Source organism: Curtobacterium sp. A7_M15, from assembly GCF_030705415.1.
Lineage (GTDB): Bacteria > Actinomycetota > Actinomycetes > Actinomycetales > Microbacteriaceae > Curtobacterium.
Genome location: NZ_JAUZED010000110.1, coordinates 1 through 11,759, shown reverse-complemented (window position 1 = coordinate 11,759; position 11,759 = coordinate 1). Strand labels below are relative to the sequence as shown.

Genomic DNA, 11,759 nt, shown 5'->3' with positions numbered 1-11,759 from the left:
CGGAGGCCGCGCCGCGCCGCGGCGCGGCTGGTGCCGCACGGGGTGAGCCGTGGGGCGCCGTGGAGGTGACCTGTGGTGGACGCGGGGCGGCGGGGCGGCGCGACCCGTTCCTCCTGGGCCGACCGTCCGCCGGGCGAGCGCTACGCGCGGGGCTTCTTCTCCTGTTCCGGGAGGCGACCAGCGGCTGCCTCGGCGGCGAACCAGGCCTGCGCCTCGTCCTGCCGGGCCTGTTCGGCACCGAGGGCGATCGGGGCGCGGACGTGGCCGGGCTCGTACCCGAACGACTCGAGCAGCTGCGGGACGACCGGACGGACGCGGGCCACGAGACGGTCGATGTACGCCGAGACCGCCCGTGCGCGCTGCGCCGTGATGCGCCCGTGCATGAGGTACCAGTCGAGGTGCTGCTCGAGCAGGCCGAGGGCGAACAGGTCGCGGAGCCAGACGAGCACGCGGCGCGTGTCTCCCGGCGGGACCTCGTCGATGGCGTCGGTGAAGGCCTCCCACTGCATGAGCTCGGCGTGGGCCTTGGCTGCCTCGATGAGCTCGTGCTGCGAGCGGTTGAGCAGTCGAGCGGCCCGAGCACGGTCCTTGCCGGCCGAGGCGAGGCGCAGGCCGATCTCGGTGACCATCGTGTCGACGCGACCGGCGAGCAGGTCGCGCTGGGTCCCGGCGTCCTGCAGGTCCGTGACCGACGCGGCGAGCGAACCGCGGTCGGTCACGGTCTGCGCGAGGCGCCGGAGCCCCGTCGCGTCGGCGAGCTTCGTCGCCGCCTGGGCCGCGACGAACTTCGCGGTGGCGGCCGGGTCCTTCGGCGCCTTCGCGCGGAAGTCCATGAGCAGGCGCTTGCCGACCAGCTGGAGCAGCACGGTGTTGTCGCCCTCGAACGTCACGTAGACGTCGAGGTCGGCGCGGAGTCCGGTCAGGCGGTTCTCGGCGAGGAAGCCGGCGCCGCCGCAGGCCTCGCGGCACTCCTGCAGCGTGTCGAGGGCCGACCACGTGGACATCGACTTGAAGGCGGCGGCCTGGGTCTCGAGGTCCTCGCGGCGTTGCGGCGTGTCCTCGCGCCCGCTGAACACGTCGTCGAAGGTGCGCAGGAGCTTCTCGTGGGCGAACGACTGCGCGAACACCGTCGCGAGGCGCGGGATGAGCCGCCGCTGGTGCCGGCCGTAGTCGAGCAGGACGCCCTCGGTCCCGTTGCCCGTCGGGAACTGGCGGCGCTGTGCCGCGTAGGTCAGCGCGATCTGCAGCCCGATCTTCTGGGCCACGACCGCAGCGCCGTCGAGCGACACCCGTCCCTGCACGAGCGTGCCGAGCATGGTGAAGAATCGGCGTCCGGGGGACGCGATCGGCGACGAGTACGTGCCGTCCTCGGCGACGTCGCCGTAGCGGTTCAGCAGGTTGGTCCGGGGGACACGGACGTGGTCGAAGTGCAGCCGCCCGTTGTCGATGCCGTTCAGGCCGCCCTTGTAGCCGTCGTCCTCGCCGCCGACCCCCGGCAGGAACGCGCCCTCGGCGTCGCGGAGCGGCACGTAGAACGCGTGCACGCCGTGGTCGACGCCCTGCGTCACGAGCTTGGCGAAGACGACCGCGGCCTTGCCGTGCAGGGCCGCGTTGCCGATGTAGTCCTTCCACGCACCGCGGAACGGCGTGTGGATCTCGAACTCCTGGGTCGCCGGGTCGTAGGTGGCCCGCGTGGCGATGCTCTGGACGTCCGATCCGTGCCCCGTCTCGGTCATCGCGAAGCAGCCGGGGACCTCGAACGAGACGATCCCGGGCAGGAACTCGCGGTGGTTCCGTTCGGTGCCGAGGTGGTGCACGGCGGAGCCGAACAGTCCCCACTGCACACCGGCCTTGATCTGCATCGAGGGGTCGGCGGTGGTGAGTTCCTCGAAGGCCGCGAGGTTCCCGCCGTGGTTCGACTGTCCGCCGAACTCCTCGGGGTAGGGGCGCTGGATCGCGCCCGCGTCGACGAGGATGCGGAGCTGGTCGAGCGTGCGGGCGCGGGCGTCGGCGTAGGGCATGCCCTCGACCTTGTGCATCGCCGGGTCGAGCGCGAGGCGGCGCGAGATCCGACGGTCCTCCGCCCAGCGGCCGAGCAGGTGCTCGGCCAGCAGGTCGACGTCGATCCGGACGTCGGTGTCCGTCCCGCCGGTGGGCGTAGCCGAGGCGGGGTCGCCCGTGGCGTCGGCCTTGGGCGTGCTGGTGCTGGTGCTGTGGACGGGTGCGGTGTCGACCATGGTCGGAGCCCTCCTGAACTGCTCTGTCCGGTGTTGCAGAATCCACGCTATTGATCGGACCCGCGAGTCGCGTGAACGCCGTCCGGGGCGGACAACCACCGCGGCCCGTGGGTGCGCCGCGGTGGTGGGAACCCTCCAAACCGGGCGCCCGTGAATTCTTGAGCAGGGCTAGACGATTGTGCGTGAGCGGACCGGCGAGGGCAGACTGTCCGGCATGTCAGGTACCACCACGCCCGAACGCGGGCGGACCTTCTTCGGGCAGCCGTTCGAGTTGTCGACGCCGTTCGCCGTCGAGCTCTGGGAGCGGTTCTCGTTCTACGGGATGCAGGGCATCGTCCTCATCTACATGTACTACACGCTCTCGCAGGGCGGACTGGGCATCGACAAGGGCGTCGCCACCGGAATCATGGGTGCCTACGGCGGCGCCGTGTACCTCTTCACGATCATCGGCGCGTGGATCGCCGACCGGCTGCTCGGTGCGGACCGCACGCTGTTCGGCAGCGCCATCGTGGTGATGCTCGGGCACATCGGCCTCGCGCTCGTCCCCGGTGTCGCGGGCGTCGGCGTCGGTCTCGTGCTCATCGCGCTCGGCTCCGGCGGGCTCAAGGCCACGGCGACGACGATCGTCGGCGGGCTCTACAGCCGCGACGACCCCCGACGCGACGCCGGGTTCTCGCTCTACTACCTCGGCGTGAACCTCGGCGCGTTCTTCGGTCCGCTCCTGACCGGCCTGCTGCAGAGTTCGCTCGGCTTCCACTACGCTTTCGGCCTGGCCGCCGTCGGCATGGCGGCCGGGCTGGTGCAGTACGCGATCCGGCGTCGCAAGCTGCCGGACACGGTGCGGCACGTCACGAACCCCGTCGACCGCCGCCGCCTCCCGCTCATCGGTGTGCTGGTCCTCGTGGCGCTCGCCATCATCGTCGTCGCTGTCCTGACCGGGCTCCTGAACGTCGACAACCTGCCGACCGTGGTCGTCGCGATCGTCATCCTCGCCACGATCGGGTACTTCGTGGTGATCCTCTCCAGCGGCATCACGAGGCAGGAGCGGTCGCGGGTGCTCGCCTTCATCCCGCTGTTCATCGGCAGCGCGGTGTTCTGGTCGCTCTACCAGCAGCAGTTCACCGTCGTCACCGTCTACTCCGACGAGCGCCTCGACCGGTCGCTGTTCGGCTGGGAGATGCCGGTCTCGTGGGTGCAGTCGATCAACCCGGTCTTCATCATCGTGCTCTCGGGCGTGTTCGCGGCGATCTGGACGAAGCTCGGCGATCGCCAACCGTCCACCCCGACGAAGTTCGCCCTCGGCACCGGCATCATGGGTGTCGCGTTCCTGCTCTTCCTGCCCTTCGTCGGTACCGGGCAGAACGGCACGCCGCTGCTCGCCCTCGTCGGCATCCTGCTCGTCTTCACCATCGCCGAGCTGCTGCTGTCCCCGGTCGGCCAATCGGTCGCCACGAAGCTCGCCCCGCCGAAGTTCCAGACGCAGATGGTCGCGCTGTTCTTCCTGTCGGTGTCGCTCGGCACCGCCGTGACGGGTCTGCTCTCGCAGTACTACGACCCTTCGAACGAGGCGCCGTACTTCGCGGTCCTCGGGCTCGTCGCCGTCGCCGTCGGGGTCGTCCTGCTCCTGCTCGCCAAGCCGGTGCTCACGCTCATGCGCGGCATCCGCTAGGGCATCCGGTAGCCTGGGACCAGCCACGACGGCCCCGGAACCAAGGAGTCACCAATGCTCGAACTCATCGCAGGCGTCATCATCGGCATCGGCGTGCTCGGTGGCGTGGGGGTCTGCATGGCCTTCGCCGCCATGATGAAGAGCGGCAACGAGGAGTACTAGCCCTCGGTGTCCGGTGCCGGCTCGACCGGCACCAGCTGACGACTCAGGACGGTCGCGCGCTCGAAGGGGCCGCGGCCGTCCTTCGTGTACACGGGCTCCTCGAACGCGACCGTCCAGGTGCGCTGCGTGCCGCCGAGCTGGCTGCCGCCGGGTGCCACGATCACGCCGATCGGCTCGTCGGCCCACTGCTCGCCGCCGTGGTCGGTGTCGACGACCTGCACGAGGGCGCCGATGCCGAGGCCGGGCCGGTCGTCGGGGCGAGGGCTGGGGGAGCGGCGTCCGAACACGGGCCCACCGTACCGTGCCCGTCGGACCACCCGCTCCGAGCCGACGGGCGCGTCCGGGCGGTCGCGGACGGCGACGTGCCGGCGTGACCCTGCGGTCGCGGACGGCGACGTGCCGGCGTGACCCTGCGGTCGCGGACGGCGACGTGCGGCGTGACCCTGCGGTCGCGGACGGCGACGTGCCGGCGTGACTCTGCGGTCGCGGACGGCGATGTGCCGGTGCGACCCGGCCGTCGCGGACGGCGGAGTGCCGGCCCGACCGGGTCAGTCCCAGATGGCGACCCAGTCGACGGACACGTGGCCCGAGGCGTCCGCCGGAACGGAGGTGTGGTCGGTCCACGTCTCGCCCTGCAGGGTGACACGCATCGGCTTCGTCGGCACCGCCGCGGTCGTCGAGGAGACGAGCTCCCCGTCCCAGTAGAAGCGGACGATCCCCTTGTCCCACTCGGTGGTGGCGACGTGGTACTGGGTGGTGTCGGTGTCCGCGTGGACCTGCACCGAACGGTCGTACCGCATGTGACGGTTCACCATCGTCCCCGGGATCGCCGACGCGGGGCGCGGCTTCGCCCCGAGCGTGAGCGATTCGGGCCAGTCGATCTCGCCGTCGTTCCAGTCGTTGGAGGACGGCCACAGCATGCCGACGAACTTGTAGCCGTCGGTGACCGTGGTCTTGTACCGGATGCTGACGCGCGCGGTCGTGTGCGGCGCGTAACCGTCCGGCAGCACGGCGGCGACGAGCGGCCGGCCGTTCTCGGAGTGGAAGTGGAAGTCGAGGTTGCCGTCGGCGACGGACAGCACCTTGTCCGGGGCGTAGGTGCCGAGCCCGCTGGTGTCGGCGAAGCCGTCGTAGAAGCTCATCCCGGGGTAGACGGCAGCGACCGTGCCGAGTGGGGCGGGGGTGGAGAAGTCCTGCGCGAGGGTCTGCCGCCAGACGCGCCCGTTCGAGTCGACGTCACCGACCGGCATCGCGGTCGAGACCGGCGTCGGCGTCGGCGTCGGAGTGGGGGTCGGCGTCGGTGTCGGTGTGGGGGTCGGCGTGACCGGCGGCGTCGCCGTGGAGGTCGTCGACCCTACTGTCGATCCGGGGACCGCAGACGACAGGGCACACGCAGCCAGCGCTCCGACGATCACGAGGCACGTGACGATCGCTCCGGTGGTGCGTGTGCGAGTGGTCAAGGTGGGATCCCTATGTCGGTGCAGCTCCAGGCGATCGTAGTCAACGGGCGCCCACCGGCCTGCTGTCGACGGCACCCCAGTCCGGGGGTGAAGCCCTGCCGTCAAGGTCGCAGGACACGCCGCACGTCTGCCGTCGAGGTCGCGCGAAGTGCCGCTGGCACCGCGGTCGAGCAGCAGTTCGAGCGACCTCAGCGACCTGCGACCTCAGCGACCTGCGACCTCAGCGACCCCGACCTCAGCTGCCTGCGACCTCGGCGACCGACCGCCTCGCGCGCCCCCCTACGCTCCCACCGCCACCCGCGCGATCTCGGTGATCGACGAGTGCCCCGTGTCCGGGTGCTTCCGCATCGACAGCAGCCGCTCCATCGAGGGCTCCAGCGCCGTGACCTTGTCGAGCGGCGCACTCACGACGAGCTGGAACCCCAGCCGGAGCCACGCCGTCACCGCACGCCCCGCGAACTCCGAGTCGGCCTTGATGAACGCCTCGTCGAGGAACACCGGCGCGAACCGCGGCCGCGGCCGGGTCTCGTCACCGAGCTGGTACCGGAGTGCGGCGCCGACGATGAACGCCACGAGCTCCTGCGTCTCACCGCCCGACTTGTCGCCGAGGGACGAGTACACACCGAGGTCGTTGCCCTCGGTGTCGTACCGCACGGCCGTGATCTCCATGTGCCGCCGGACGTCGAGCACGGCGTCCCGCTGGGTGGTCCGGCCGCCGCGCGGGACCGACGGGTCGGGGCGGATGACGGCCATGAAGCGTCGGAGCCGGCGGAACCGGGTCTCGAGCACGTCGTCGGTCAGCTCGGTGTCGACCGAGGCGGAGAGTGCCCGGAGTTCGCGGCGGAAGGCGGTGACCTCCTCGCGCGTGACCCGGCGGATCTGGATCTTCAGCCGGTCGCGGTTCGCGCCGAAGGGCAGCTCGCGGAGGATCTCGTTGACCGGCTCGAGCCGCTCCTCGATCTCGCCGACGGCCCGGTCGAACGCGCCGGCGAGCGGGACGAGGTCTTCGCCGCTCCACTGCGACAGCCGACGACGCCACTCGCTGCGGCGGGAGTGCAGGCCCGTCGCGACGATCTGGTCGAGGATGGCGCGGTAGTCGGGGTAGGACGCGACGCCCGTCCCGAGGTTCGGGTCCGGCCAGGCGTCCTGGTAGCGCTGGAAGGTCAGGGTCAGCGCGGTCGAGGCCGTGGCCGCGCCGTCGAGTGCCTGCGACAGCCGCTCCTCGAGCCGACGCTTCAGTCGGCGGGTGGCGTCGTCGAACCCGTCGATGCCGTCCGGGGCGCCGACCTCCTCGAACGTCTCGGACAGGAGCTGCGCCTGTCGGTCGTCCGGCAAGGCGTCGGGGGTGTCGTCGAACCGCGCCAGGATCTCGGCTGCGGCGTCCTGACCGTCCACGAGCACGGCGTGCCGCTCCTCGAGCCGTGCGACCGACTGCCGGACCGCGGCTCGTCGGTCCGACGCCTCGTCGAGCGCCGCACGGAGTCGAGTGACCGCGGCACGGAGCGTCCGCAGCCCGTCGTCGGCGGCGAGCAGGGCCTGCCGTTCCTCGTCGAGGCGCGCGAGCGAGGACTCGAGTCCGTCGACGTCGATCGCGTCCCACGTGACGTCGACCACGTGCTGGTGTGCGGCGCGGAGGACGTCGAGCGCGGCGATGTCCTGCGCGACGTCGGTGCGCCGGGCCTCGAGCGTCGCGAGGTCCTCGGCGATCGCGGCGAGCTCCTGCTCGACGGAGGCGATGCGCGCCTCGTTCGTGAAGCCGATGACGTTCGCCTGCCGTCGGTCGCCGTGTGCGCCGCGTCGACCGTCGCGGAGCTGTCCGGACTCGGTGACCCGCCGACCCCCACCGCCGAGTTCGGCGGCGGACGTGACACACCGCGCGTCGGTGCGGTCCGACTCGATGCGTTCGCGCACCCAGGTGCTGAACGGCGACGACTTGATCGCGAGCTTGCCGGAGACCATCGACGGGTCGCCGTCGACGTCGATGTGCGGCCCCGTGGGAACGCCCTCGAACTGCACGCGCACCGGCAGGCGGAGCGCGTCGATCGCCTCGCTGAAGTCGGCGAGGCGGTCCTGGTCGACCAGGAGCGTGCGGGCGACCGGCGCCAGGACCGACTCGATGGCGGTGCGCCAGCGCTCTTCGCCGGGCAGCACGTCGAGGAGTTCGGCGACGAAGGGCAGCTCCGACGGGTCGATGCCGGCGGCACGGGCCATCGCGAGCCGGGCCTCGTGCATCGGCAGCGGCATGGCGCCCTGCCGGTGCTCGAGCGACTGGCGCTCCTGGCGGAGGGACCGCTCACGGTCGAGGAGCGGGTACTCCTCACGGGTCAGGCCGTCGCGGCGCTCGTCCAGCGCCGAGCGGGCGGCCGCGTACGTGCCGAGGAAGTCGTGGGACGCGCGCTGCGCGCTGGTGAAGTCCGGCTCGGACGACAGCGACGCCGACAGCCCGAGCACCGCGGTCCGTTCGTCGAACGTCGCGCGGGTCCGCACGACGGCGTCGCGCTCCCGGGTCCGGCGGTCGATGCGGTCCTCGAGCTGGGCGAGGGCGTTCCCGCCCTGGTCGCGCAGACGGGCCTCGGCGTCGCGGAGTTCGATCTCCACGGCTGCGTGCCGGGCCTCCGCAGCGGCGACCTCGGCGCGCGACGCCGTGCGCTCCCGGCTGTTGCGGTCCACCTCGGCGTCGAGCAGCGCACGCTTCCGGGACGCCGTCCAGTGCGCGAACGGCGACACCTCGGCGCCGGTCGCGATGCCGTCGAGGGCGTCGGCGGCCGCACGGGCGCGTGCGATCTCGGCGTGCAGTTCGGTGATGGGGGAGAGGATGCGGACCTTGCGCTCCTCGGTGTCCATCGCCTCGTACGCTTCGTCGAGGGCCGAGAAGTGCGCGAGTGCACGGTCGGCCGCCTCGTACGTGCCCGGGGTCTCGAGCACGAGCGACTTGTAGAGCGCGTCGACGGTCGGCAGGTGCTGGCCGGCCTGGATGCGGGCGAGCAGGCGCATCGCCCGGTTGCCGCCGCCGGAGTCGCCGATCCCGAGGCGGGTCTGCAGCGTGTACGCGAGCTCCTGGTAGGTGTCGCGGATGACGAGCCCCGGCACGCGGCCGGTGAGCTCGAGGTGGTGGAACCGCGACGGCACGAACTCCTCGAGCCGGCGCAGGTCGAACGTGTCGTCCACCGTCGCCATGGTCATCTGGATGTCGCCGACGCCCCGTGCACGCTTCGGGACGATGTAGGCACGGAGCACCGTGAACCGGCGCTCGTCGTCGTTCCGGAACGTCACCGCGACGGCGCCCCAGGTGGTCTGGTCGTCGCCGCGCAGGTTCACGTCGCGCAGGGCGCCGGACTCGGGGTCGCGGCGGGTGTCCACCTTGCCGCGCAGGTACGTCAGCAGGTTCCGCTGGTCCGCGCTGCGCGCCCGACCCGTCGTCGCGTCGTTCGAGGCGCCGTTGAACGGCACGTCGGACGGCATCATGACGGCCAGGTAGGCGTCCATCAGCGTCGACTTGCCGGTGCCGGACGCGCCCGAGATGAGCGTCGCCGTGCCGGACAGCTCGACCTGTCGGTGGCCGTGGAAGCCACCCCAGTTGACGACCTGCATCGACTCGGCGCGCCACTGCGCGACGGTGTCGAACAGGGCCGGGATCTCGAAGGTGTCGGTCACGCTTCCGTCTCGCCTTCGTCGTCGGTGTCGGTCTCGTCGGCCAGGAGGGACGGCTCGTCCCCGTCGATCGGCGCACCGTCCGGCGTGGTCGCGTCCACCGCCGTGGTCGCGTCGTCCGGGGCGGTGGCGGTCCGGAGCCAGGCGTCCAGCTCGACCAGGCGCTCCAGCGGGAGCAGCACCTCGACGACGCTCGCGATCCGGAACCGGTCCGGGTCGCTGGTCTTCAGCAGGATCCGGGCCGTCACGAGACGCTCGATGGCCTTCGCCACGCGCCCTTCGTCACGCGTCCGGTCCGTGGCCGTCGCGGGGCGGAACCCGGCGACGTGCCCGAGGACCTCGGAGCGGTCGACGACCACCTGGTCCGGACCCGGGCGGGTGTCGGCGCGGAGTCGCATGCGCAGGTAGACGAGGACGATCGTCTCCTCGCGCGTGTACGGGACGTCGCGCAGCAGGGTGGGGAAGCCACGACGCTGGCTCTCGGAGCGGGCCTGGCGCTTCCACGCCACCTCGCGGTCGGGGTCCACGTGCAGTTCGAGGAACAGGTCGTTCAGGCGCGAGCGGAGCTGGTGCTCCGCGTCGAGCACGGCACGCCACTCGTCGGCGTGCGTCCGCGCGCTCACGTAGGGGTTGCGGAGCAGGGCCACCAGGGCGCGGCGCTGCCGGTCGTCCAGGCGGCCCTCGTCGCCCTCGAAGAGGGCGAAGCTCGTCTCGTCGCGCTCGTCGTCCTGCGGGACGGTGGCGGGGTCGTCGTAGGGGACCGTGTCGTCGACCGGTGCCGGCGTCGTGTCGCTCACCGTGCCTCCTGTGCGTGTTCGTCGTTCGTCGTGTCGGACGTGCGGTGCTCGTCGGTGAGCGCTGCCGTCGGCATGTGGAAGGTGACGGTGCTGCCGTCGGGCCGGACCGTGCGGTGCGCGGCGAGGCGCGCTGCGGACTCGAAGTCCTCGCGGCCGGTGAGGAGGTGCGCCAGGCCGAAGAGCTCGACGGGGCGGCGCTGCTCCGGCGGCAGACCGTGGAACGCGTCCACGCTGGAGTCGGCCTCGGCCGAGCGCAGTGCGGCGCGGAGCTCGGTCAGGAGCGGTCCACCGTGTCGACGGAGCGTTTCGACGTCGAGCTCCTCGAAGACGTCGTCGTCCGGTTCCTCGATCGCGGGCGGCACGGACTCGGCGTCGGGGTCGTAGAACCGTTCCCGCAGCGTCCCGACCTCGGCCGTCGCCGGCAGGAGGCCGAGCGGCAGGCGGTCCCGCGCCGATCCGTGTTCCATCCAGGTCGCGAGGCCGCGCTCGATCGACCGGATGACGGCGTCGAGCTCGCGGTCGCGGGCGACGTCGTGCGCGACGATCTGGTCGCGCAGGGTCGCGGTGAGCTGCCGCCGCTGGGCGAGGACGTCCTCGATGCCCTGCCGGAGGATGACGACCGTGTTCCGGAAGGCCCGGCGCTCGGCGGCACCGAGGGAGTCGGCGAACGGGTGCGCCAGGATTGTCGCGATGTCGTCTCGCAGTCGCAGCAACAGGGCGTCGTCGCGGAGCAGCTCGAACGCGCCCTCGAAGGCACGACCCTCGGGGGTGGCCTGCATGAGGTTGTCCGTGCGGGCGAGGTAGTCGTCGAGGATCTCGCCGATCGGGCGGACCTCTTGCCGGAAGTCCTCCACGATCGAGCGGTGCATCGTCGCCACGGCTTCCTCGACGCGCTTGAAGTCGCTCGGGAGCTGGCGGATGAGGTCCGAGATGTTCGTGTACCCGTCGCGCATCCGGGCGTCGTCCACGGTGTCCACGTCGCCGCGTCCGAGTCGTTCCCGCTCGGCCTGCAGCTCGGCGATCTGCGCGTCGATGCGGCGGATCTGCACGTCGGGGTCCGGCTCGGCGCGGGCGGCCCAGCGGTGCACGGCGTCGACGATCATCGCGAGGCGGCTCTCGCTGATCAGGGCACGGTCGGCGCTCAGTGCGTCCACCAGGCTCAGCGCCTCGAGGGCGTGGCTCGTCAGGGAGTACTGCTCGTCGCCGTCGGGGGAGTTCGAGCGGACGAGCCACTGTGCGGCGACCCACTCGCGGCAGAGGGCGCGGCCGTTCGGTCGGGCGTCCTGCTCGGGCTGCTCCGCCTGCTCGCTCGCGGGGGTGCGCGCGCCGGCGGCCTGCAGTCGCGCGACGTGCTCCTCGACCTGCAGGTGCATGCGGTCCGCGGGGACGTACTGGACGTCGCGGTCGAACACCGTGCGGAACACCGCGAGGACGACGGCGCTCGTCGGCCGGGACATCAGCCGGAGGGTCGGACGGTCGAGGACTGCTCGGACCCGGGCGAACTCGAGGTCGACGTCGGTCATGCGCCCCTTCGTCCGATCGTGCTGGTGACTGTCTCAACAGATGCGAAGAGCCCGACGCTGTTGCGCCGGGCTCTTGCAGGTGGGTGGGCGATACCAGACTCGAACTGATGACCTCTTCGGTGTGAACGAAGCGCGCTACCAACTGCGCCAATCGCCCCTGCACTGTGCGTGCCAGTCGATAGTAGCGGATGCCGGGGCCGGTGCCGAACACGGCGCGCGGCCCGGGTGTGGCGCGCGCGGGGTGCCGCGGCGCTGCGGGC

General features: G+C 71.8%; 7 protein-coding genes and 1 tRNA gene. 1 reads left to right on the top strand and 7 read right to left on the bottom strand.

What is annotated here, in order from left to right; all coding sequences use genetic code 11:
• Positions 1–140: 140 nt before the first annotated feature.
• Positions 141–2,237, bottom strand: coding sequence for an acyl-CoA dehydrogenase (locus tag Q7F20_RS15515; RefSeq protein WP_305740970.1), 2,097 nt, complete (start codon positions 2,235–2,237; stop codon positions 141–143).
• Positions 2,238–2,451: 214 nt separating this feature from the next.
• On the opposite strand from Q7F20_RS15515, the gene Q7F20_RS15510 reads away from it, so the two are divergent.
• Positions 2,452–3,906, top strand: a complete 1,455-nt coding sequence (locus Q7F20_RS15510) for a peptide MFS transporter (protein WP_305740969.1) — start codon at positions 2,452–2,454, stop codon at positions 3,904–3,906.
• Between the two features lie 158 nt (positions 3,907–4,064).
• Here the strand turns inward: Q7F20_RS15510 and Q7F20_RS15505 are convergent, their stop codons facing one another.
• The 6 genes from Q7F20_RS15505 to Q7F20_RS15480 all read right to left on the bottom strand — a co-directional run bounded on the left by Q7F20_RS15505 (position 4,065) and on the right by Q7F20_RS15480 (position 11,656).
• On the bottom strand, positions 4,065–4,355 hold the full coding sequence (locus Q7F20_RS15505) for a hypothetical protein (RefSeq protein WP_305740968.1): 291 nt from the start codon (positions 4,353–4,355) through the stop codon (positions 4,065–4,067).
• A 261-nt stretch (positions 4,356–4,616) separates the two neighbouring features.
• Positions 4,617–5,528, bottom strand: coding sequence for a glycoside hydrolase family 16 protein (locus tag Q7F20_RS15500; protein WP_305740967.1), 912 nt, complete (start codon positions 5,526–5,528; stop codon positions 4,617–4,619).
• Positions 5,529–5,807: 279 nt separating this feature from the next.
• Positions 5,808–9,182 (bottom strand): ATP-binding protein, encoded by a 3,375-nt coding sequence (locus Q7F20_RS15495; RefSeq protein ID WP_305740966.1) that lies wholly within the window; start codon positions 9,180–9,182, stop codon positions 5,808–5,810.
• On the bottom strand, positions 9,179–9,976 hold the full coding sequence (locus Q7F20_RS15490; protein WP_305740965.1) for a DUF4194 domain-containing protein: 798 nt from the start codon (positions 9,974–9,976) through the stop codon (positions 9,179–9,181). The genes Q7F20_RS15495 and Q7F20_RS15490 overlap by 4 nt, the downstream gene beginning before the upstream one ends.
• On the bottom strand, positions 9,973–11,499 hold the full coding sequence (locus tag Q7F20_RS15485) for a DUF3375 domain-containing protein (protein ID WP_305740964.1): 1,527 nt from the start codon (positions 11,497–11,499) through the stop codon (positions 9,973–9,975). Before Q7F20_RS15485 ends, Q7F20_RS15490 begins: the two co-directional genes overlap by 4 nt.
• A gap of 84 nt (positions 11,500–11,583) precedes the next feature.
• Positions 11,584–11,656 (bottom strand) — tRNA-Val (locus Q7F20_RS15480).
• Between the last annotated feature and the right edge of the window lie 103 nt (positions 11,657–11,759).

Coding starts and splice junctions, on each gene's coding strand:
- Q7F20_RS15515 (WP_305740970.1), bottom strand. CDS start 2,237: ATGGTCGACACCGCACCCGTCCACAGCACCAGCACCAGCACGCCCAAG.
- Q7F20_RS15485 (WP_305740964.1), bottom strand. CDS start 11,499: ATGACCGACGTCGACCTCGAGTTCGCCCGGGTCCGAGCAGTCCTCGAC.
- Q7F20_RS15510 (WP_305740969.1), top strand. CDS start 2,452: ATGTCAGGTACCACCACGCCCGAACGCGGGCGGACCTTCTTCGGGCAG.